The organism is Mesorhizobium sp. M0898, from assembly GCF_040319695.1.
Taxonomy (GTDB): domain Bacteria; phylum Pseudomonadota; class Alphaproteobacteria; order Rhizobiales; family Rhizobiaceae; genus Mesorhizobium.
Genome location: NZ_JAMYOE010000007.1, coordinates 46,499 through 69,430, shown reverse-complemented (window position 1 = coordinate 69,430; position 22,932 = coordinate 46,499). Strand labels below are relative to the sequence as shown.

Here is a 22,932-nt window from a genome sequence, read left to right as displayed (position 1 = left end):
TGGCGCCGACGAAACGCTAGACTTGTATTGTCCACGTGCTTTGTGGGGCCGACCAGCGCCAGCACCAGGCGGGGCCGGTCCTTGTCGCCTTCTCCGCGCCCTCCCGGTGTGCCAATGCCAGAGATAGGAATATCGGAAGACCTGTGCGACCTTGGACTTTGGTTTTGGCTCAGAGAGCTCGTCGTGAGATGGTCGAGACTGGGCTCCATGCGGAGACTTCGACCGCAGCGATATCGTCCTTGTTGAGCTCCGCTATCAGCTCGACCCGCCTGTCGCGCTTCAACAGCCGGACAAAAACCTCGTAGGCCAGCAGCACGGTGCGTGCGATGACGACCGGATTGCGGACGGAGGTATCTTCATAAGCGCCGAAGTTTTTCTCGAGAGGGCGGCGGCGGTGACGGTGGCGGTCATCGGCGTCACTGGTTTAACCCGGAATAGAGGCGCTTTTCGCGCTTTCCGCGAGTGCCTGGCGCCAACCAAATGGAAACGAGCCCGTGACAAGGCTGCTTGCAAGATCCAGCTGAAATCGCGGCGAGACGGGCTGATGCCGCCTACGCGCTCAACTGCGTGCCGTCCTTCGACCGCCGGGATTTTTCTAGCCGGAGTTTTGACCGACGACGACCACGCCGGCTCGCTCACAAAAACAACAAGGCCCACTCCCGGGCCTTGTCGTATCAACTCTGCTGTCGGCCCTGCCCTCAGTTTCCCGTCATCTGCTTGGCATTTTCCGGCGTGATCGCGGTCGTGTCCACCGTCACCGTCGGCTCCACCGACGAAGCACACTCAAGCAGGATCTTTTTCGACATCTCGATCGCTTCCTTGGCGCCGGTCGGGTAGGTGAAGGTTGCCGCCCAGTCGCCCTTGGCCACGGCCTCGATGCCGCCGGCCGGACCCGGCAGGCCATCAGTGCCGATGATCTTGACCTGCTTGCCCGCGCCCTTGGCTGCGAGCAGCGCACCCGCCGCCATCATGTCGTTCGAGGCATAGAGCACCTTGATGTCCGGGTGCGCTTGCAGCATGGCGGAAAAGGCGGTCTGAGCTTTGTCGGGCACCCAGTCGGCGGCCTGCTCGGCCACCACTTGGATTTTGGCATTCTCCTTCACACCGTCCTTGAAGCCGTTGAGCCGCTCCACCGCTGGCGTCGAACTCGGCAGCCCTTCAAGCACCGCCGCCTCGCCGCCTTCCGGGAGCAGGGTCTTTGCGGTGTACTTGCCCGCTTCGAGCGCGATCTTGTAATTGTCGCCGCCGATGAAGGCGGTGTAGTCCTTGCCGGGGTCGCCTACCGTTTTGCGGTCTAGTTCGATGACGGGAATGCCGGCATCCATCGCGCGCTTCACCGCCGGGGTTATGGGTGCTGCCTCGAAGGGCGAGATCAACAGCAGATCAACTTTCTGGGTTATGAAGTTGTCCACCTGCGAGGTCTGCGTGTTGACGTTGCCGGCGCCGTCGGCGATCTGCAGCGTGAACTGCGGCACATCCTTGACCGCCGCGGTCAGCTCGTCATTGACATGCTGGCGGTAGGGCTCGGCATTGTTCGCCTGCGAAAAGCCGATGATGAACTGGCCGTCCTTGGCGCAGGCCTTGACCATCGGGTCGGCCGCTTGGGCAGCACCCGCCATGCACAGGCAAGAGCCTGCCAGAAAGGCGACCTGCAGGGCGCACCTCGATCCTTTTTCCATCGTTGTCATGCTTGCTCTCCTCCTCGTCGGGCCTATGGCCAGACCTTGGTTTCATGGTCTTCCAAATGCTGCCGCCGGCCTCCTATCGTCCCAAACCCTCGCGGCGGCGAACGAGGGATTGAAGCACTGCCGCCACAACGATGATCGCGGCGGTCGCGAGCAGCTGCATGGCGGGGGTAATGTTGTTGAGCTGAAGGATGTTGGCGAGCGCGCCGAGCATGATGGTGCCGGCAACGGTGCCGACCATCGAGCCGGCGCCGCCGAACAGGCTGGTGCCGCCGATGACCACGGCCGCGATGGCCGTGAGCTCATAGCCCATACCGTCATTGGCGCTGCCGAAGTTGAACTGACCCGCATGCACGACGCCGGCAAGGGCGGCGGCAAATCCGGTAATGGCATAGACCGAGATCTTGACCATAGAGACAGGAACGCCCGAAATGCGCGCCGCTCGCTCGTTGCCGCCGACGGCAAAGACATAGCGGCCGAAGCGCGTGGTATTCAGTACCAGGGTAGCAATAGCGGCGAAGACGATGAAGACGATGGTCGCCACCGGCACTGTGTTGTTGAACAGGCGCTCGCCCAGTACCGCGAAGACAGGTGGCGCCAGGCCGGGCCCCTCGCCATAGGAAATATTAATGTACTGGTTGCCGGAAACGACCAGCGCGAGACCCCGCGCCGCCTGCAGGCCGGCGAGCGTGACGATGAACGGCTCAAGCCGAAAGCGGCTGGAAATGGTGCCCTGGATCACGCCGAAGACGGTGCCCATTACCAGCACCGCGAGAATGGTCGGGATAAGCCCGAAGCCGCCGGAGATCATCATCGTCGCGGTGACGACGCTGGAGAGACCAAGCACTGCCCCCACCGAAAGGTCGATGCCGGCGGTGATAATGACGAAGGTCATGCCGATGGCGATAATGCCGGTCTCCGACACGGCGCGCACGATGTTGGCCATGTTGTCGGGCGCAAGGAACAGTATCTCGCCATGGCGCCTGGGCGAGAAGATGACGCCGCCGATCGCCACCAGCACCAGGCCGATCAAGCTTTGGAAGCGCACGATCAGCGCGAGTGGATCGCGATGCTTTGCGGCCGGTGCGGCTAGCACCGGACCGCTCGCAACCGAAATCTTCTGTTCGGACATCACGCCTCCCTGCCATTTGCCGCTGCCATCACGGTGTGCTCGTCAACGCCACCGGTGAATTCCGCTACATTGCGCCCCTGGCGCAGCACCACGATGCGGTCGCACAGGCCAATCAGCTCCGGCATTTCGCTGGAGGCAACTAGGATGCCCAGGCCTTGTGCAGCCAACTGCCGCAGCCGCTGATAGATCTCGCCCTTGGCGCCGACATCGACGCCGCGCGTCGGCTCGTCGAGCAGCAAGAGCCGGGGATTGCCAAGTATCTCCTTGGCCAGCACCACCTTCTGCTGGTTGCCGCCGGACAGCGCGCCGACCGCGATGTCGGGATTCTTCGGCCGAATGTCGAACTGGCCGAACGATTGTTTCACCGCCTCGGCCTGGCGGCCCGGTGACATCAGTCCGCCCGGCGATATTCGCCGGATCACCGACATGACGAGGTTGAGGCCAACGGCCATCCTCAGCATTAGGCCACTGCCACGGCGGTCGTCGGTGACGAAGGCGATGCCGGCAAGGCGCGCGGCTCTGATCGAATCAAGCTTGATCGGACGGCCGGAAATGACCACGCCGCCCTCCCATTGGCCGGAAAGGCCGGTGCCGTAAAGCGCGCTCAGGAGCTCGGTGCGCCCTGCCCCCATGATGCCGGCCAGCCCGACGATCTCGCCTTCATGCACCTCGAGTGAAAGCCCTGTCGGGGCCTGCCAGCCGGCGCTTTCGCGCGCTAGCCGGAAGCTGGCATTGCGCAGGCTGAGCAGAGCCCGGCCGACGGCCGTGGTGCGCTGGGGATAGAGTTCGTCCAGTGGGCGCCCGACGAGCAGCCGCACCAGTTCGGCCTGCGGTGTGTGCGGATCGGTGATGCCGGCTACACGTCCGTCCCGCATCACCGTCACCCGGTCCGCGATCTGCGGCACTTCCTCCAGACGGTGGGAGATATAGACGATGCCGACGCCACTGGCGGCGAGCTTGCGCATGATGTCGAACAGCCTCTCGACCTCGCCCACCGTTAGGGCCGCCGTCGGCTCGTCCATGATCAGGACCCGCGTCGCATAGGACAACGCTTTGACGATGGCAACGACCTGGCGTTGCCCTATCGAGAGGTCGCCGACTAGCCCGGCGGGATCGATAGCCAGTTCGATAGCTTCCAGACGCTTGCGAGCTTCGCGGCGCATCCCCGCCACATCGAGCAGTCCGCCCGAGCGCATCAATTCGCGGCCAAGGAAGAGGTTTGACGCCACATCGAGCGTTGGAACGAGATCAAGCTCCTGAAAAATGGTCGCAATTCCGGCCGTCTGCGCCTCGCGCGGGTTGTTGAATCGCACCGGCTTGCCGTCAATCTGGATTGTACCTTCGTCGGGTGCGTAAACTCCCGACAGCAGATTCATCAATGTCGATTTGCCGGCGCCGTTCTCGCCCAGCAGGGCGTGGATCTCGCCTGGCTTGAGATCAAAATCGACACCGCGTAGTGCCTGAACGCCGCCGAAGCGTTTCACGGCCCCAGTCACCGATAGAAGCGGCGCGCTCATGCCGGCCTCCCGCAGGATTGACGGGCATGCAGCGTCGCCTGAAGCCGCACCGAGCGGGGCTCTGTATCCGTTGATGCAATTCGGGCGCTAAGCAGCGATGCGGCCTGCCGCCCGATTTCGGCGCAAGGCTGCGCAATAAGGGTCAGTTGCGGCTCAAAACAATCGGCCCATTCGAAGTCGTCAAAGCCGACAAGTGAAAGATCCCGAGGTATTTCGAGACCTTTTTCGCGAACCGCTCGGACCGCTCCGATCGTCGCCATATTGTTGCCGGTGACCAAGGCCGTAGGCGGCGAAGGCAACGACAACATCGCGCGGGTCGACGCCGTAGCGCTCGCCGTGTCGACGTTCCCTGGCTGCAGATATTCCGACACGTAGGCAAGTCCGTTAGCCATCAAAGCTGACTTGAACGCATCGATACGTTCGCGAGTCGTAGCAAGGCCCGGCTGCCCTGCAATGAACCCAATCCGCTGATGGCCGAAGGATGCGACGTGGTCGATAAGAGCGCGCATCGCAGATTGGTTCTCAACGCCGATCTGGTCAAATCGTTCGTCGGCAAACCGGTCGATCAGAACGCAGGGAACCATTTTCTCGGCAAGGTAATTGGTGGCTCGCTCTGGGGCACCCGAGGGCGCCAAAATAACGCCGTCAACACGTCGTTGATGGAAGGCGCGAACGACCGCAAGCTCCCGATCAGGATCGTCCTGCGTGTCGGAAAGGAAAACCATGAGGCCAAGACGCGCGCATTCCGCTTCCACGGCACAGATGATGTCAGTGAAATACGGGTTCGAGATCGCCGAAATCGCCAAGCCGACGCTGTTGGTTGAAGCGACCTTGAGGGAACGCGCCAGCCCATTGGGCTGATATCCAAGCAAAGCAATCGCTTCGTTAATGGCTCTCGATTTCGCAGGCGAGACAAAGCGCGTGCGGTTGATCACATGTGACACCGTTGAGACCGACACCCCGGCACGACGGGCTACCTCAACCATCGTTGCCATTGCGGCTCAAACGGAGTGCTGCACGCAAGCGCTCCTCCCTGATGTTGCGCTTTAAACCCGCTCTGTCCTGGCGGATACAATAACCATAGTGCCATCGAAACGTTTGCGCAATCGATTCGATCGTCGTTTTGATCTGATTAGACTAATGTTGTCTGGAATGGAGCAAAGCAGACGTACGACGTCCGCTCGCTCACCACCCGAACTTTGTGGGCACGTTTAGGAACGGTGCGCGAGCAGATACCAACCCGTCGGCAAGATCACGGTCCCGAGAGACGCTTCAATCTGGCGTCACGCGCCTTATCGGCTCGCTGGCGGCACTGGCGGGACATCGTCGGCTATTTCCTGCCTGAGCCTTGGTCCTTTGCTGAGCCGGCGACCGAGCGCATCGACGAAATTGTCGTAGCGCTGCAAGCCCTTGGCGCGCGCCTCCGCTTGCGCCGATTCCGGCAAGGCTGGAGTCGAGTTGAGCCAAAACCGGACGAACAATGCTAGCGTCTCAATAGCAATTCCGACGTCACGCTCGACCCGCTGCACGCGTCGATCGATCTGGTCGAGGCGGCGAGTGATCGCCGCTTGCTTTCGTTCTTCGGCGTCCGGCGACAGGAACGACGCGAGCGCAGCCTCGGCGACCAGTGACAGCGAGACCTCGCGCCGCCCAGCGTAATCCGCCAGTGCCCTCATTATGTCAGGGTCGAGATAGGCAGACAGACGTCTTTTCTTGGCGTTCTTCATGCGCTCAAAGCTCAATGCCATCATTGGGGTCAAGGGCGGCCTGACGAGCTGCGCGTCTCATGGCTTGATCGACACTGCGGCGACGAACGGCGTCATCATCGGGCTCGTCCCTGTCGAGGTCGAACTCATCGTCGCAGCGTGGCGTTCGTTCCGGCGCGATGTCTTCGTGTTCGGGAAGCTCGGGCTGGCGGCGAATGCCGCCATTGGCCGGATCCTCGTCCTGCTGATCCCTGGCAAGCCTCAGCTTGCGAGATTTGCCTTCCGGCCCAGCAAGAAGTGTCGTGTCGGTCCAGTCGTCAGGGCGAGCGTTCTGCGTTGTCCCTCCGGTCCTTGGTGGCGGCAACACGCGCTCGGCAAGACGCGGGTCGGCAAAGTAGCGTGCCTTCTTCGCACGGACTGGGAACTGGCCCGAGATCATAATGATCGCCTCGGTCGGCGGCAGCTGCATGATCTCGCCCGGCGTCATCAGTGCACGCGCCGTTTCCTGCCGCGACACCATCAGATGCCCGAGCCAGGGCGACAATCTGTGCCCCGCATAGTTCTTCATGGCGCGCAACTCGGTCGCGGTCCCCAGAGAGTCTGAGACGCGCTTGGCCGTCCTCTCGTCATTCGTGGCGAAGCTCACCCGCACATGACAATTGTCGAGGATGGAATTGTTCGGTCCGTAGGCCCTCTCGATCTGATTGAGCGATTGTGCAATCAGGAACGACTTGATGCCATACCCGGCCATGAAGGCCAGCGCGCTTTCGAAGAAATCGAGCCTGCCGAGCGCGGGAAACTCGTCCAGCAGCATCAAAAGACGCTGCCGGTGATCCTTCGCGTGAAGATCTTCGGCGAGCCTGCGGCCGATCTGGTTAAGCACGAGTCGGATCAGCGGCTTTGTGCGACTGATGTCCGATGGCGGCACGACCAGATAAAGCGTCGTCGGCCGTGCCTCCTCGACAAGGTCTGCGATCCGCCAATCACAGCATGACGTCACCTTGGCCACAACTGGATCGCGGTAGAGGCCCAGAAAACTCATGGCCGTCGAGAGCACGCCGGAACGCTCGTTCTCGGACTTATTAAGCAGTTCCCGAGCAGCCGACGCCACGACGGGATGCGGGCCTGCATCACCCAAATGCCGCGTCAGCATCATGGCGCGCAACGTTGCCTCGATTGGCCGCTCTGGATCGGAAAGGAAGTTCGCCACGCCGGCAAGGGTCTTGTCTTTCTCCGCATAGAGCACGTGCAGTATAGCGCCGACCAGCAACGCATGGCTGGTCTTCTCCCAGTGGTTGCGGCGTTCCAATGTGCCTTCTGGGTCGACCAGGACATCCGCCACGTTCTGCACATCTCGAACTTCCCACTCGCCCCGTCGCACCTCCAGCAGAGGATTGTAGGCTGCTGATCCAGCATTGGTCGGATCGAACAGAAGCACCTGGCCGAAACGGGCCCGCCATCCGGCCGTCAGTTCCCAGTTTTCGCCTTTGATGTCGTGGACGATTGCCGAACCCGGCCAGGTCAGTAGTGACGGCACGACCAAGCCAACACCCTTGCCGCTTCGCGTCGGCGCAACACACATCACGTGTTCGGGACCGTCGTGGCGCAGATAGTGTCGGCCCAACATACCCAGGATCACCCCATCCTGACCGATCATCCCAGCGGCCTTGATTTCGTCTCGCCTCGCCCAGCGCGCCGAGCCGTAAGTCGTGGTGTCCTTTGCCTCGCGCCCCCGCCACAGCGACATCCCGATCGCTGCGACGATAGCCATGAGGCTTCCGCTCGCCGCAATCGCCGCGCCCTCCAGGAAGACCTTCGGCGCGTAGGCGTCGTAGAAAAACCACCACCAGAAAAAGGCTGGCGGGGGATAAATGGGGTGTCCAGCCAATTCGAACCACGGCGGACCGAGTTGGCTTTGAAAGCCGAGCCGCCATGCCGTCCACTGTGTTGCTCCCCATGTTGTCGCGACGACGATCAGAAAGGCGGTGAGGACCTGTCCCCACAAAATCTTGGTTGCCGGCACTTGTTGTTTCTCCGATCTGAATGACCCGAACCACGAAGAAAGACCGAGTGTCGAGATATGCAAGGGGAAGGAGTTGTCAAAAGCGGCAGGACGTACTCTGAGATGGAAAGACTTGTAGAATTCGGTCCGAGATTTCTTTGGAAAGTATTTCACTTTGGGCAGAGAGATCAGAGTCGGGTCGTTGGCATTGGGCCACCTTGGAACAATCGTGGCTGTTCTCATTGTGGTGGCCGTGAAGGAGATCTACTAAATCGCAGATCTGCACAACCATCTCACTTGCGCCTTGAATGGAAATGGGTCTGATAGACCTGGCACATGGAACGTCCGGCCCAGAGCCGCTCGATCTCTTGCGCCCGATCGCACTGTCTGCCGACGCCCTGATCACGTGCAGCCGCGCATAAGATCCGCAATTTGAAAGATGATCGCGGCTGCGGTGGCTATTTTCTGCGGTTGATCAACGTGTTCTAGGATTGAGGAACGCGCGCCCGCAAACGAAGAAAAAGCCCGCCGCACCCTTCGCGGTGGGCTCCGGTCCGATACACCGTGGCGGGGCCGCCGCTTATCGTCCCATTGGTAGCTTGGAGGCCGAAACAAGTTCTTCCTCGTCCTGTATCCCGGCCATGTACAGAGGGCGGCGAGCGACTCTTAAGGCACCTTCTTCATTATGCGAGCCTCGCGCAGCAACGACGGGCGATCGTACCCGATCATATTGATGAGGTCTCGCGCCTGGTTCTCCGAGATGCCGGTCTCTGTGGCCAGGTAACGGGCTGCGGATGTGTCCCGCTCAGTACGGCGGGCACGGTCGTCGTTGTCGTCGAACATGATGATGAGTTGTCCCTTCTCATGTTCGCCTCAATCCTTGAAATGGAGAGTTGTTCCGCAGCGCACGCAAAAAGATTGATCCAGATGTTCCTCGACCAGCACGTCAGCAGCATTACCACCAGCTGTAGGTCATGCCCGGATTGTCAGTCCTGACCGGAACCGGAAGAGCCGGATCGCCAAGCTGTCCGGCGAAGTCGCCATGGATGACCTCTAGGCGGGCTGACCTTGGAGGACAAATCGGCAGGCTACATCCTGGCGTGCTGCAGCCGCCCACATGGCGACGTTTTGCTTGATCTCTAATTGTCGCATCCGCATCGCGGGACGAAATCGGGTCAGCCTTTGCGTTCCACGACCAAGCCATACTAATGCGACCGCAGGTGGTTAGCGTTTCGCAACCTGTTTTTCCGCCTACCACTTTCATCAGCGAGATCGTTTTGTACATGATCGCCAAGGAATAGATGCCCAATTGGCTGCTTTGCAACCAAGACAAAGGGCAAGTGGTGGTCAGCCCAGCCGGATTCTTCGCAGCTACTCGGATGCGTTGGCGAACCCGGTGACTTACAGCATCAAACGATGTCTGCCCGACTCGTAATGCTGGCCGAGCCCAAAGGTGGCGCCCCGCCAAACTAGGAAGCCGGTCTGATAACAGAAGGCAAGAGCTCCTGGATCATCCCTTCCCCGCGCGGTCCAACTGCGGCCGCCCGATACTTCGCAATTGAATAGCCGCTTCCCTCAACGCGCAGGGGACTCCCGGCGTCGGATTGAGGCAGGCCAAAGTGTTGATAGCGGACTTAATATAGAGGGCAATGAGTACGCTCTCAACTTGGAGCGCCCAAACAGAACCACGGAAAAGCCGTTCATCGGAACCCGGATCTCATGAGATCCGGAGCGTCCACTCTCCGCCACCGCAATCGACATCCGCTGTTTGTGAATATCCAAACCAACAAATCAGGTATCTTCCATGAGGCCCTTCTCCTAGTGCATGAGGCCCCTGTGCCGGCCAGCCGGCTTAACCCTCGTACCGTTGCATATCGGATGACGGACCCTCAGGCCCTGCAATCATAGGGACTACTTGCCTTTTTTAAAGGGTTCGGCGCCTCGATGTTCCGGCGTAGGCGGGGCGTTCGGCTCCCAGGTCTTTTGCTGACTCGTCGTCGCGCAAACCTTTGAATGCAGCCTGCCTAACATTGCCACCGCGTGTCCAGCCCGCCATTTCGATTTCTGCTACAAGTTGCGGTCTGGTCCAAAATACGGCCGGATCTTCTTTTGGGGCTCCATTGCCGGTGAAGGGCGACGTCTTAGCCTTCGCAGCCTTTAGACGTGGGAGAAGCTGCTTGACCTTCGTCTTACTGTAGCCCGTTCCTACCCGGCCAATGTAGGCGAAATGGTCACCGCGATTGAGGCCAACCAACAACGACCGAAACTTACCGTTGGTGGATGACCACCCCCCGATAATCACTTCATGGCCAGACCGACATTTTGATTTCGCCCAGCCATCGCTTCTGCCCGACACGTACACCGCATCGATCTTCTTCGAGATGATGCCCGCAACCCGCAGGGCCGCATGACCGCTATTTGCGAAGTGTTCCACATAACGGACGAGCTGACTGCCCTCCCCATGATGAACATTGCTTAGCATCTGTTTCAGGCGCTCCTTCCGGGCGCAGAGCGGCATTTGCCGTAAATCGCCAGCGTCATCGAACAACATGTCAAAGGCAAAGAAGATAAGGTCGTTGGTTCTCCGCTGCGACAAAGCGGCCTGTAGGGCGGAAAAATCGGGCGCTTGGTTTTCGCCATGCGCCACGATCTCGCCATCGATGATGACATCGGGAAGGCTTGACGCCTCTTTTGCAATTGCCGCAAACTTATAGGTCCAATCCAGACCTTTGCGCGTCTTCAGCGTGACGGCGCCGGCTTGAACACGCAGTTGGATTCGATAGCCGTCGAGCTTAATCTCGTGGACCCAATCGCGCCCACCAGGGGGTCGGGATAGGGTCTCGCACATTTGAGGGGCGATGAACTCCGGCATTCTTGCCTTGGCAGTGCGCGAGGCAGCTTTCCGTTGGCGCTGGGACGGCTTTGCTTTTTTGGTAGCACGCTTGTCCCGGGGGGCGCCCGGGTTACTGTCCCGCATGACGCCGCCACTGCCTGCTGCGAAGCCGCTCATCGCAAAAGGTTTTGTGCCTGCGCCTGCGCGCTCTCCCGCGCCCATCGTCGCTATAGTTCGGCCGGGGGCCTCCGCCGAGATCGCTTCGCCATCACCGTCGCGAGCATGTTGATTGCTATGCTTGATCAGTAGCCAGTTTGATCGTTTTGCTGCCATGGTGCGCCGAGCACGCGTCCTCGCGGCGGCAACGACGGCAAATGCGGTGAAGAAGAGGATGCCTGGATCGGCGCTGCCACCTGACACTGACCCGGCAACTATGCTGGCGAGGGAAGCGTTCCTGACACTCGTCACGACAGCGTTGGTCTCTGGGTCCACCCATTTCCGTAGCCGGCCCATTCCGCTGACCACGACACCGAGCATGATGGCCATCATGAGCGATCCGAAGACGCCAAGCTGGGACAGAACTGCGATCGGCCAGCTCGATGCCCTCGAACTACCGAAACCGATGCCAAGGCCGCTGGTGTCCAGGAAGGACTGCAGGCTCTTGATGTTCCAGTAGGTGCGCTCCTCGCCCGAGGCAGAATCCGCCTTGTTGATAATGGTGGCGTTTATTAGCTTGACGAAGGGTTCTAGGACCTCGGCGTTGTAGAGGCTGATGCCCATTATGGTCACCACGCCTGTGGCCATGAGCGCGGTTATCAGTATCTCCTCGCGCTGAACCTTCCCCCTGAGGACCGAAAGCAACGTCGAGAAGGCGACCGGAATGCACAGGAGAATCAGACCAGCGTAGGCGGTCGATGATGTCGACAGAACGGTCAGGAAGAGCAAGACGCCTGCCAGCCACTGGGCAAGGCGTGATTTAGTCTTTCTCCAGTACGTGTAGCAGAATGCCAGGCAGGCGAGGGAAACGCCAGCGAAGGAAGAGGCCTCCGAAAAAGGTCCCGTGATCCGAACGAACCCTGCCTCGACCGCCTCCGTTATAAGGGCGTAGTTCGCGGTTCTGATTGGGGAGAGCAAATCTCCCGCCCCAGCGTTCTTGCCAATGAAATCGACCAGCCCCATGCCTGTGTGCAGACCGCACCACAGAAAGAAGCCGCGGCGGACCTGATGGATCCTGTTGGAGTGCAGCAGCAGCGCACAAAGCGCGATGGCGGTGAGCCCGCCAAGAATGAAGTAGCCCGTCTGGGAAACGTTGCCCGAAACCGGCGCGAGAGAAGCTTCGACGACCGCGCCGCGGGTTTTCGACTGTACGAAGACGGCGGTCTGTCCTGCGAAGAATCTTGGAAACAGCCATGCTCCGATGATTGCGTACGCTATGAGGCTCGTGAGAATCCAAACAGGGCCGATGCTTCCGAATACGCTGCCAAGGTCGAACCAGATGCGACGTCTTGCAGTAACCGCCATGACGAGCAGGGCCGCAAACATGGTGTAGATCAGTGGAGATGATCCACCTAAAAAGGTCAGGGTCATGAGGGCCGTCGCGCCGAACGCCTGGGAAGCTATCAGGCCTATGATCAGCATTCCCCTGGAATAGTAGGCAACGACCAAAATAGCCGCGCACACCAGCAAGCCCGGTAAAGAGACCTGCATTGTTGATCGGCCCTCCCGCTTGGTTTGGCCCTGGTGTGCGCACGAAGGACGCTGCCCGACGGCTCATCTTTCGGCAGGTGGGTATTCCGGACAAGCGAGCCAAAGGGCGTAGCCTAAGATCCCGCAATTGCAGCACGCGGCAGGCACTCCTCCTTATGGTGGATACTCGGAGGCTGACCGCCCTTGCAGCACTCCTAGCTAAACGCAGTTTACCTCATTCAAACAGACGAGGACAATGGGCCAGCCCGCCTTTAGGGTGAGAGGTCGTTCTGTCGAAATTATCTGGGGGATAATGGAGATTATATTGAAGGTGATGGAAAATAGAAGCAACCTCGTGATACTCCATGCAGACATTATTGCAGTTCTTAAGCTCTCATCCCATAGGGGAGACATTGTCGAAGAACGAGTGGGGGAACGACGATTTTCTCGGTGTTACCGCAAAAATCTACAAACCCCATTCGGTGATATGCCGCCAGGATGACGACAACAGTGAGATATTCATCGTAAAATCGGGTTGGGCCATCCTTTACCATGGATTACCGGACGGAGAACGGCAGATCATCGACACTCCTGTTAGCGGGGACATTGTCGGTTTTCGTGTTGCGGACGGACCCCGTCTAGCGTCACTGGCGGCCATAACCGAACTAGCTGTTTATGAAATTTCCAGTAAGGAACTGGTAGAGGCGATCTCGTCGGACGGCCGCCTCGGCAAGAAGATCGCCTATTCCCTGGCCCGCCTGAACGCCATCCTTGCCGAACATCTTATGAACACCGGGCGGCGGAACGCGATGAGGCGCACGGCCCATTTCCTGCTCGAGTTGGAGGAGAGGCTCTCCATAGTTGGGCTGTCGGCCCATGGAAGATATGAATGTCCCCTCACCCAAAATGAACTTGCCGACATTCTTGGAATGACCACCGTTCACGTCAACCGAACATTAATGGAACTTCGCAAGGCCGATCTCGTCTCTTTCAAGTCAGGCCATGTAGAGGTGATCAATCGCAAGAAGCTGGTTGAAACAGCCGGATTCGATAAAGAGTATCTCAGGTAACGGGTATCTCTGTTCGAGCGGCAGCGTATGGGCCATCAGTAAGTTTTCCGTTAGGAGAGAGGACGTTTGCGGACAACTGGTCGTGCGCCGCATACTTGGCAGGGCCCGTATGTCTCGACGGCAGCCGCGACCGCAACACGGTCTGTCGCGAGGACCAGCGCACTGCCGAAATATATGCAAGCGCCCACCTAGTCCCGGTAGACCGAGCGTTCTCGAGCTAAAGCATTGGGCCATACCATATCGGCGCTGCGCCCTTTCAGGCATTCTCCTCTAGCCCTGCAATCGCCGCAGGCACTAGCGGTCGACGTTCGATTGCCTGCTGGCGATTGGCTAAGCGGTCCATGCCTGCGTCTTCAGCCAGATTGCCGCCCAGCTCGGCATGGAATTTTTCTGAAAATCATGAAAAGACAACCTATGTTAGAGACTGCTAAATAATAAACCTTACACTTACCCAAGCTGGTCTCGCTGAGGGCGGAGAACTGAAAAGGGTTTAGTGGGGTTAATCGGGCCTCGGCCTTCACAAGGCGTGGTATCAAATCTTCAATGCTAGGGAATGAGGAGACTATATCGGCCGCCGCAAGGCGGTTTGTTTGGGAAAGATTGGGGTATTGATATGGATTCCACAGCAGGACCGCATAACTACTCTTCAGCCAATCGGTCAGGAGTTCCGTCCGACGGGACGGAAGGCGTCCGCGGGCAATGTCTCCTCATCCTAGACGGAAGGGCCTTAGACCGCGAGTGTCTCGCTTCGGCTCTCGTGGACCACGATCTCGGCATGGAGATCGTCGCCATGGCTTCGATCGGCGAATGGCGCGTGAAGAAGGGTTCGGCTCCTCCCCTTGCAACCATACTCTTCAACCTTGGCGGCCGGAAGGTCACCGATCAGGGGATCGCAGACGAGATCAGCCATATTTCGTCCGAGTTCAAATCAGTTCCTGTGGTCATCCTGGCCGACACCGAAGAGCTTGCACAGATACTGAGCGCTCTCGAATGCGGCGCACGCGGCTACATTCCGACCTCAGTCGGTATCGACGTCTGTGTCGAGGCTATCAACCTTGCGACAGCGGGAGGCATCTTCGTGCCGGCGAGCAGTGTCCTTTCCATGCGGCACCTGATAGATTCGGGCAGTCGCAACACGCAGCCTTTGACAGGCATGTTCACGCTCAGGCAGGCCGAGGTTGCCCAAGCGCTCCGGCGCGGCAAGGCGAACAAGATCATCGCCTACGAACTGAATCTGCGCGAAAGCACCGTGAAGGTCCACATCCGAAACATCATGAAGAAGCTGAAGGCGACCAACCGCACGGAAGTCGCCTACAAGGTCAACGATCTCCTCGCGGAAGGAACTCTGGCTGGAGAGTGACCCAGGCATAATCTGCCTGCCTTGGGTCGCGGAAGTCGAAGGGCCTTCGTCATGGGTCTTCGGCTCGATCAGCAGTTTGCCCAGTTGAGCGTAATTCGGCCTAATTGCTGCCGCGGAATCGGCCGACCAATCTGCAGTCTAAGCAGGCTCGGGAAAGGTGTGTCTGCCAACCCATCGTATGGCCTCCTCGATCGTATCGAAATTCTTGTGCTGCCCGCTCAGCAGCCCGAACCCCGTCTCGAGAAACCATTTGCCTTTCGTCGAGTAGGCCTCCTCGTCGATCTGGGTAAGGACCGCCACCAGTTGGTCGCGTTTCCACACGAGAACCCCGGCTTCTCCGCCCTCGACCGTTCCGATCCGAACTTCGCTGAACGACAATCCAGAAGGTATTTTTGCTTTGCCCATTTTGACGAATCCCTCAAATTCAAAATGGTAGTAAAAATACGTTATATTTAGTGTATTTATGCATGTTCTTGTCAAATCAAGCGATGAATACAACCTGTTTCACTTAATAAAACTTGATCCAACCTTATGCACAGGAGAATATGGGCCAACTGCTAAAGAATTTTGGTCTTCCGGAGCGTGAAAGCCTCGGCGAAATGCTCTGGTGCTCGGCATTCCATTCCGCGCAACCTCGCAAGCCCGGCGAATGTCTCGCGGTCGAACCAGTCCTTGGAGCGCTGCGTCCCGAAGTGTTCGTATAGGAGCTCGATCTTGCGCTTCAGCACGTCGGCCGTGAGCGGCACGTAGGCATTGGGCTGGCAAAGGTCACCGTCCCATTTCGGGATCTCGTACTCGAGCACTAGATGATCGCGGAAGACGTTCCAGGTCAGTTGGTTAACCTCCCGGTGGTCCTGATGGGCGTCGAACTTGGCGTGGGTTAACACCACGTCGGGATCAACCCGTGATCTTACATCCGTCAGCCACTGCTTGATCGATCGGCTATGGGCAGGGAAGTAGCTGTCTTCGAAATCCGCAACGTCGACAGTGGACGAGCTCGATCCTTCGAGGAACGCTTCGGCCGAAGCCCTGGCTTCCGCGACCCGTCGACCGCCTGCGCTCAGCACGCACCAGCGGACGTCCAGTTTGACGCCCGACGCGATCAGGCCGAGTATCGTGCCTCCCGCACCGATTTCGATGTCGTCGGAATGGGCACCAAGGCAGAGGATCGAGAGTTCCTCCCCGCGACGTGCGAGGCCAAGCCCCCTCATGATACGGCCAGCAGCACATTGCGCCTGTTTTTCTCGGCGGTGACCTTCATATTCCAGGGCATGTCGCCCTTTTCGACCATGTCTTCGAGTGATTGCCAATCGCGCAGCGTGTCCATCGAACGCCAGAACCCATCGTGCTTGTACGCCATCAGCTTGTTGTCAGCGATGAGTCGTCCGAAGGGTTCGAGAACGAGTTCCTCGCCGTCGCGCATGTAGTCGAAGATTTCGGGGCGGAATACGAAGTAGCCACCATTGATCCAGATCTCCGACGTTTCCGTCGTGCGGAACTCGCGCACGCGGCCGTCTTCCGCGATGTCGGCCAAGTGGTATGTCAGCGGCGCGTGCACGGCAAGGAAGCAGCCGATCTTGCCGCTGGCCTCGAACTTCGCGATCATATCGTCGAGGTCGACATCGGTCAGGCCGTCGGAGTAGTTGGCCAGGAACATCCTCTCGTTCCTGACGTGATCCCGCGCGGCCCAGAGGCGCTCTCCGATGTTGCGCCAGATGCCCGTGTCGAGCAGGGTAATGCTCCAGTCCTTGACGATGTCGCCAAGCAGCTTCACGTCCTGGCCACCATGCGTGACCACGCAATCGGAAAAGGTCTGTGGCCGGGTGTTCAGAAAGAAATCCTTAATGACGGTTGCCTTGTAGCCCAGGCACAAGACGAATTCGTCGTGTCCGTAATCGCTGTACCACTGCATGACGTGGCGCAGGATCGGCTGCTGGCCGAGCGGAATCATCGGCTTCGGTATGCTTTCGGAATGGTCCCGGATCCGGGTCCCGCGACCTCCGCAGAAAAGGATGACTTTCATCTTGGTAACTCCGATGAATCGATCACTGTCACGAAAGGAATTGGCACCACGAATTTCGCGCCCCAAGCGGCGACATGGTGCATCTGCTGGACGATCTCGTCCTTCAGGTTCCACGGAAGGATTAGGATGTAATCTGGCTTGGCCTTGTCGATCGCGTCGATGGGCTTGATTGGGATGTGCATGCCCGGCGTGAAGCGGCCGTGCTTATATGGATTGCGGTCCACCGTGAAATCGAGGAAGTCGGTGCCGATAGCGCAGTAGTTGAGCAGTGTGTTGCCCTTGCCAGGCGCGCCGTACCCGCAGATCCTCTTGTCTTCGTTTTTAGCCGAAATCAGGAACGCTAGGAGATCTCGCTTCGCGCGCTGCGCCTTGTAGCCGAAGGAGGTGTAGGTCGTCATTACAGTCAGCCCGTGCCTCTTTTCACGGTCGAGGAGTTCGCCGACATTGTGATCCACGGCCCAGCTGCTGCCCTCGTGGGCGAGATAAACACGCAGCGAGCCGCCATGCGTGGGCAGTTCCTCGACATCAATGAGCCGCAACCGGTGGCGGGCCGCCATCAGATCGATCGTCAGCAGCGAGAAATATGAAAAATGCTCGTGGTAGATGGTATCGAACTGGTTCTCGGCCATCAGCCGCTCAATGTGCGGGAACTCGAGAGTGATTACGCCCTCTGGCTTGAGAAGGATTTTCATTCCCGCGACGAAGTCGTTGAGGTTCGGCACCTGCGCCAGGACGTTGTTGCCAATGATGAGATCGGCGTGAAGCCCTTCGGCCGCCATTTCATTTGCCAGCCGCGCTCCAAAAAAGTCGACCCGGGTAGGCACGCCCTTCTCGACCGCAGCGCGCGCAACGTTGGCCGCCGGCTCGACGCCAAGCACGGGAACGCCGAGCGGCAGGAAGTGCTGCAGCAGGTAACCGTCGTTGCTTGCCAGTTCCACCGCAAAGCTGTGAGTTCCAAGTCCAAGCCGCTTCGTGATCGCCTCGCAATAGGCTTTCGAGTGGGCTACCCAGCTTGTCGAGAAAGAAGAGAAGTAGGCATATTCGCTGAAGATGGTCTCGGGGCTCATGTACTCCTTGAGTTGCACCAGGTAGCAGCTGTCGCAGACCAGTACTTTGAGCGGGTAATAGAGTTCCATCTGGTCGAGCTGATCGGCCCGCAGGAAGCCCTCGCAAGGAGGCGACATGCCTAGATCAACTAGCGTGTGGTACAGGCGCGATCCGCAAAGTCTGCAGCTGGCAGTCCGGCGTGCCCCGTTATGGTCGCGAACGATTTCGACAGCCTGAATGTTCATTCCGTGCTCCTGCCCCGCCGGTTTGAAAGGCGGAGACGCATTGGCCTGACCAAGAACCTTTGCCGCCGCCCTCCGCAGGGGGTGCTTCTTTTGTGACAGCGGCAGCTTAGGACGGTGCGCACGCGGGTTCGATTTGCCAATCCGTTGGGTTGCCTTAATCCTAATAGGGAAACCGTCAGGGCAGTGAAGCCGCCAAGACCCTCGATCGGGTAAGCGATCGGCCCGGCATACCGCTATCGGAGAAGCCAGCTAAGACCTAGGTAGCGCTTCCAGCCCGGGCGGGCGATGCCAACAATTGGAACTGCCGGTCCTTACCCGGCAACTGGGGCTAAGGTTGACATGCAGTTTACCGAAACGGAGCTGAAGGGTGTCTGGCTGATCGAGCCGACGCCGGTGATTGACGACCGCGGTTCCTTCACCCGCCTGTTCTGCGAAAAAGAAATGGCTGATTGCGGGCTGGTGACGCGCTTTGTCCAGCACAGCCGCGCTCATTCGGTCGAAAAGGGAACCCTCCGGGGGCTGCATTATCAAGAGGAACCGTATGCCGAGATAAAGCTTGTCTCCTGTGTCCGCGGCGCGATTTTTGATGTCGTCGTGGACTTGCGCCTGAACTCGCCGACGCGCCACAGCTGGCTGAGCTTCGAGTTGACGCCCGAAAACATGAAACAGGTCTACATCCCTGCCGGGTTCGCCCACGGGCTCCAGACCCTGACGAACGACGCCGAGGTCTCGTATCTCATATCGCAGTTCTATACACCCCAGGCATCGAAAGGCGTCCGCTACAGCGACCCCGCCATTTCGATAAACTGGCCTTTGATGCCGACCGCCATGTCGGAGAAAGACAGGACGTGGCCGCTGGTCAAGAAGCCGGTCCCCTAACGAACCGAAAGACTGGAGGCGAAAGGTTCAACAGCGCTCATGGAGGCCCCTCGGCCAGGAGACCGTGATCTGACAGTAATCTCGCGGCGGCGGCCAATTCCCTGAATGGCAGACCCGAGCACTCCGCCATCGAAAGAAGCGAATGCTGTCCGTCGGCGAGATTGAGCACCCAAAGCAGGGACATCGAGGTTGCTCCCGAAGACTTCTGCCCTCCCAGGGCTGCGTAGAGGCCGCGTCTGCCGAGCTGTGGTTCGCCCTTGGGAAAAAGGTTCGAAGGCGTCCAGTCCCCTTCGACGATGTCGATCACATCCGTCAGAATCCGGAAGGAGTCTTCCAGGTGCTCCGGGCCGATGAAGTCGAGATTGTCGGCCGACGTGTGGTATTCGGGGAAGGTGCCGTGGACGCTTCGCTGAAACATGCCGATTGGAAGATTGAAGCCCGGCGAACAATATTGCCTCTCGTCATAGCCGTAAGGGGAGAAATCCATCAACTTTGCCCCTGCTTCCTGCCCGAGCACATGGGCCATGGCACGGTCGATGAAGGCGTCGCCTTGACGACTGCGCTTGTATGCCGGGCTAGCGGCATCGCCAACGCATGACAGCACCAGACCGTGGTCGATCAGATGTGTCCGGTCCTCGTTGAGCGACAGCCATGCAACGGAGCCGATCGTGCCCGGAGCGAACAGGAAGCGGTAGCTGTATCTTGTTTTCCTTGCCTTCAGGCTTCTAGCAAGGGTTGCCAGCAGGGCCAAGCCTGAACAGTTGTCGTTGGCCAGTGACGGGTGGCAGATGTGTGCCGAAAGAAGGAATTCCCGCTCCGTCTGCCCGCAGTGCAGATATTCGCCGTAAGTGAGACTGCCGTCCTTGAGTTCGGCATCGATCTCCACGCGATAGAGGCCGTCGGGCATCTTGGCGACACGTTCGTAGGCAACGCAGAAGCCCCATGCCGGGGCGTAATAGCAGGTGCGGTAGGGGATCACCTCTGGCTGTTCAGGCAGCGTATGGATGTGCGGCCGCAGTTCGTCGAGCGGCAGGACTCCCTTGAAGGGTACGCTGTAGTTGACGACGTGCAAGTTGGAGTCGGCGAAATCCACGACCGTTTTCCCGTCCGGGCCGGTGATGCTCGCCGAGCGGATGTTCCACTCCCTCGGAACAGTCCAGTCGAGCACCTGCGTCCCGGTGGGCACTTCGTGCCTTTCCAAATCAACGTGTCCCGATAGGATATCCAGCGTTTGTCGCACCCCGTCTCCGGTGATGCTCCTGCAGATCGGAAAGAGACGTTCGACCAAGGCATAGATTTCCTGGCCGACGCCGATAGAAGACCACGGCGGCCCGAGTCCGTAGGGGTTCAGGTGTTCCATTCCGATTACTCGGCTGCGACATCGAGCGTTGTCGAACGTTCAGCGACCCGCATGCGCCCGACTAAAAGTCCGTTGGCCAAAAGGTACCGGATATGGTCGATGCGCTGGAAGCGGGGCCCCTCGAATTCCTCGAGAGTAACATTCGACTTGCGGTAAGCTTGGTAAAGCTGCTCGGCACCCTTACGCGCATCCCATTGCGGTTTGAAGGCAGGCAGGGTACGCGCAATTTTGTCGAAGCTGACGCGATAGGATCGTTTGTCGGGTCCAGCATCGGACGCGAATTCGAGTCGGCAGCCCGGCACGACCTCGGCGACGATCTTGGCTATATCGCGGATCCTGTAATTGTGATCCGTCTGACCCACATTGAAGGCTTCGTTGTGAATGACCTCGCGCGGTGCTTCCAGTCCGGCAATAAACGCCCTGGAAATATCCTCGATGTGGACGATCGGCCGCCACGGTGTCCCGTCGGATTTCAGGAGGATCACCCCTCTGGTAACGGCCCAGGCGACAAGATTGTTCAGCACAATGTCGAAGCGGAGCCGGGGCGACAGCCCGTAGGCCGTGGCGGGCCGGAAATAGATCGGAGAGAAGCTGCTGTCGGCCAGTTCGGAAATATTCCGTTCGGAAAGCACCTTGGACCAGCCGTAGGGCGTAACCGGGTTGAGCTCGCCCGTTTCGTCGACCATTTCGTCGCCCGCCTGTCCGTAATTGCTGCACGATGACGCGAAGAGGAAGCGCGACACGCCCGCCTTCTTGGCCGCCTTAGCGAAGCGGACGCTACCCTTGTGATTGATCTCGTAGGTGATGTCCGGATCGAAGTCGGACAGCGGGTCGTTGGAAAGAGCCGCCAGGTGAATGACGGCGTCGAATCCTTCGAGGTCGCGCGCTTGCACGTCCCTGACGTCCTTTTGGATGGACGGGACGGAAGCCTGCTCTCCTCCCCAAGCAAAGGTGCAGCGCCGGTACAGATCGCTATCGTAGCCCGTCACCGAATGTCCTGCGCGGAGCAGCATCGGCACCATCACCGAGCCGATATAGCCTTGATGGCCGGTTACCATGACTTTCATCGCACACCTCTTCTCGGGCGGATATGATCACGCAGAGGCTACGTGGGCTGAGAGGAGTGGGGGAGAACGCCAATGGGCGATCAGGATGCCCCGTTGGACGAAGCCTTACAGTCGGCTACCTCTTTCGGGCGGTGAGCCCCTAGTCCTTTCGACGCTTTCTGTCAAAGGATGGTCGAGAGCAGGAATCCGTCCTTGGACGTCGAGGCTCTCCCTGAATTTTCGACGCTGTTGCGGACCCTGCGTGCATGTTCTTTGCCGATGCGCCACTGCCTGATCAAGATTTCGACATCGAAGCTTTCGACGTCTGACGGAACCCATCTGACCGGGCAATTGGTCGTTCTTCAGCGCATAGCCCAGTGCTATCACGGGCTTTCCCGCCATCAGGGCGGCCACAATACTGGAAGCGGGTCGCCACCACGAGATCGGTCAGGGCGAATTGGCCGAAGACGTCGCGCAGGGAATGGACGGGTGGGCACGAAAGCCCTTGGGTATCAAGTTTCGCCCAGGACCGCCTCGACCGCGGGAGTATCACCTTCGTCGCCTGTGCGAAAGCGGACATTTTAGCCGCTGGCCAGGAGGTAGGCGACGAATATCGCTACTTTGGCAAATAAGATTCAGAGATGCCCTGCCCGCGCTCCTCGAAACCGCACCAGCCGCCGTAGTTCATTACGCCGACACCGACCGTGAGCAGGTGTGAAGGGTCGGCGTTGGCGGATTGTGGAACGCGCAGCGTGAAAGCGAGATCGGGATCCGTCGACTCCCGGCTGGTGTCGACGCCGACGTTTCCATGAATTCCCTCGAGCCCGTGTCTCTGTAGCTCCGATGCGGGCCGCGCTTGTTATCAGCCATCGGCTGAGGTGGTGTCCAGCCGGCGCAGCACTACACTGACAAGGACAATACGCGTTCCCACGAGACACGCCGCCAGGCACCAGCTGAAGACATCGAAAGGCATGCCCATCGGGCGGTCGCCGAAATCATCAAGCATTCCCGTTGCGGGCACGACCATGACTCCCGCCTTGGCGATGCGCTGGGCTGCATGGGGGAATCGATGGTCTTGCGCGGGATTTCAGGAAAATGCCGTCGAGAAGGCGTGCGGTCCCCTCTGGTTTCGCGATCCGGATCGGGACTGTCTTGATGCCGAAGCTTTCGGCTAGCACTTCGGGGGGCTGGCAGATGCAGAAGCGCGCCGCGCGTCGGGTCACTTCGCCCTGAGGAACAAAAGCATGGATTCGAGCGAGCCATCACTGCCAAGGTTGCCGCAGCCGAACAAGCCGAAGATGGCGACGTCCGGTTTCCCTGCCGCCGGCGGTTTCCTGCTGC

At 59.3% G+C, this 22,932-nt stretch carries 19 protein-coding genes; 3 read left to right on the top strand and 16 right to left on the bottom strand.

The features are described 5' to 3' along the window. Window positions 1–169 precede the first annotated feature (169 nt). The 9 genes from NKH90_RS11165 to ligD form a co-directional block, all read right to left on the bottom strand. Window positions 170–316, bottom strand: coding sequence for a hypothetical protein (locus NKH90_RS11165; protein ID WP_352819364.1), 147 nt, complete (start codon window positions 314–316; stop codon window positions 170–172). A gap of 382 nt (window positions 317–698) precedes the next feature. Next, window positions 699–1,688 (bottom strand): substrate-binding domain-containing protein, encoded by a 990-nt coding sequence (locus tag NKH90_RS11160; RefSeq protein ID WP_352819362.1) that lies wholly within the window; start codon window positions 1,686–1,688, stop codon window positions 699–701. Window positions 1,689–1,761: 73 nt separating this feature from the next. Next, entirely contained in the window at window positions 1,762–2,817 is a 1,056-nt protein-coding gene (locus NKH90_RS11155; RefSeq protein WP_352502907.1) for an ABC transporter permease, read from the bottom strand. Next, window positions 2,817–4,334 (bottom strand): sugar ABC transporter ATP-binding protein, encoded by a 1,518-nt coding sequence (locus NKH90_RS11150; protein WP_352502908.1) that lies wholly within the window; start codon window positions 4,332–4,334, stop codon window positions 2,817–2,819. Before NKH90_RS11150 ends, NKH90_RS11155 begins: the two co-directional genes overlap by 1 nt. Further along, window positions 4,331–5,329 carry a LacI family DNA-binding transcriptional regulator gene (locus tag NKH90_RS11145; RefSeq protein WP_352540063.1) on the bottom strand — a complete coding sequence of 333 codons (999 nt, stop codon included), beginning with the start codon at window positions 5,327–5,329 and terminating at the stop codon, window positions 4,331–4,333. Before NKH90_RS11145 ends, NKH90_RS11150 begins: the two co-directional genes overlap by 4 nt. 297 nt (window positions 5,330–5,626) lie before the next feature. Next, window positions 5,627–6,082 (bottom strand): CopG family transcriptional regulator, encoded by a 456-nt coding sequence (locus NKH90_RS11140; RefSeq protein ID WP_352470524.1) that lies wholly within the window; start codon window positions 6,080–6,082, stop codon window positions 5,627–5,629. Continuing rightward, window positions 6,066–8,063, bottom strand: coding sequence for a conjugal transfer protein TraG (locus NKH90_RS11135; protein ID WP_352819497.1), 1,998 nt, complete (start codon window positions 8,061–8,063; stop codon window positions 6,066–6,068). Before NKH90_RS11135 ends, NKH90_RS11140 begins: the two co-directional genes overlap by 17 nt. 645 nt (window positions 8,064–8,708) lie before the next feature. Further along, window positions 8,709–8,885, bottom strand: a complete 177-nt coding sequence (locus NKH90_RS11130) for a hypothetical protein (protein WP_352771872.1) — start codon at window positions 8,883–8,885, stop codon at window positions 8,709–8,711. A gap of 1,081 nt (window positions 8,886–9,966) precedes the next feature. Continuing rightward, entirely contained in the window at window positions 9,967–12,582 is a 2,616-nt protein-coding gene (ligD, locus tag NKH90_RS11125) for a non-homologous end-joining DNA ligase (RefSeq protein ID WP_352771874.1), read from the bottom strand. A 392-nt stretch (window positions 12,583–12,974) separates the two neighbouring features. Here ligD and NKH90_RS11120 point away from each other — a divergent pair, with 392 nt between their 5' ends. Then, window positions 12,975–13,631: a Crp/Fnr family transcriptional regulator gene (locus NKH90_RS11120; RefSeq protein WP_352819360.1), complete on the top strand. Its 657-nt coding sequence runs from the start codon at window positions 12,975–12,977 to the stop codon at window positions 13,629–13,631. Between the two features lie 613 nt (window positions 13,632–14,244). Beyond that, window positions 14,245–14,991, top strand: a complete 747-nt coding sequence (locus tag NKH90_RS11115) for a LuxR C-terminal-related transcriptional regulator (protein ID WP_352771983.1) — start codon at window positions 14,245–14,247, stop codon at window positions 14,989–14,991. 138 nt (window positions 14,992–15,129) lie between these two features. On the opposite strand, the gene NKH90_RS11110 is transcribed toward NKH90_RS11115, so the two are convergent. The 4 genes from NKH90_RS11110 to NKH90_RS11095 form a co-directional block, all read right to left on the bottom strand. Next, complete coding sequence (locus NKH90_RS11110) at window positions 15,130–15,396, bottom strand: hypothetical protein (protein ID WP_352771878.1); 267 nt, start codon at window positions 15,394–15,396, stop codon at window positions 15,130–15,132. Between the two features lie 152 nt (window positions 15,397–15,548). Continuing rightward, entirely contained in the window at window positions 15,549–16,202 is a 654-nt protein-coding gene (locus NKH90_RS11105; RefSeq protein WP_352771880.1) for a PIG-L deacetylase family protein, read from the bottom strand. Then, window positions 16,199–17,014 carry a sugar phosphate nucleotidyltransferase gene (locus NKH90_RS11100; RefSeq protein ID WP_352771882.1) on the bottom strand — a complete coding sequence of 272 codons (816 nt, stop codon included), beginning with the start codon at window positions 17,012–17,014 and terminating at the stop codon, window positions 16,199–16,201. Before NKH90_RS11100 ends, NKH90_RS11105 begins: the two co-directional genes overlap by 4 nt. Beyond that, on the bottom strand, window positions 17,011–18,306 hold the full coding sequence (locus NKH90_RS11095) for a methyltransferase domain-containing protein (RefSeq protein ID WP_352771884.1): 1,296 nt from the start codon (window positions 18,304–18,306) through the stop codon (window positions 17,011–17,013). Before NKH90_RS11095 ends, NKH90_RS11100 begins: the two co-directional genes overlap by 4 nt. Window positions 18,307–18,645: 339 nt before the next feature. Here NKH90_RS11095 and rfbC point away from each other — a divergent pair, with 339 nt between their 5' ends. Beyond that, window positions 18,646–19,185 (top strand): dTDP-4-dehydrorhamnose 3,5-epimerase, encoded by a 540-nt coding sequence (rfbC, locus tag NKH90_RS11090; RefSeq protein ID WP_352771886.1) that lies wholly within the window; start codon window positions 18,646–18,648, stop codon window positions 19,183–19,185. A gap of 37 nt (window positions 19,186–19,222) precedes the next feature. Here the strand turns inward: rfbC and NKH90_RS11085 are convergent, their stop codons facing one another. The 3 genes from NKH90_RS11085 to NKH90_RS11075 form a co-directional block, all read right to left on the bottom strand. Further along, on the bottom strand, window positions 19,223–20,545 hold the full coding sequence (locus NKH90_RS11085; RefSeq protein WP_352819357.1) for a DUF4910 domain-containing protein: 1,323 nt from the start codon (window positions 20,543–20,545) through the stop codon (window positions 19,223–19,225). Window positions 20,546–20,550: 5 nt separating this feature from the next. After that, complete coding sequence (locus tag NKH90_RS11080) at window positions 20,551–21,612, bottom strand: NAD-dependent epimerase/dehydratase family protein (protein ID WP_352771890.1); 1,062 nt, start codon at window positions 21,610–21,612, stop codon at window positions 20,551–20,553. 841 nt (window positions 21,613–22,453) lie between these two features. Then, on the bottom strand, window positions 22,454–22,618 hold the full coding sequence (locus NKH90_RS11075; RefSeq protein ID WP_352771894.1) for a hypothetical protein: 165 nt from the start codon (window positions 22,616–22,618) through the stop codon (window positions 22,454–22,456). Window positions 22,619–22,932: the final 314 nt, after the last annotated feature.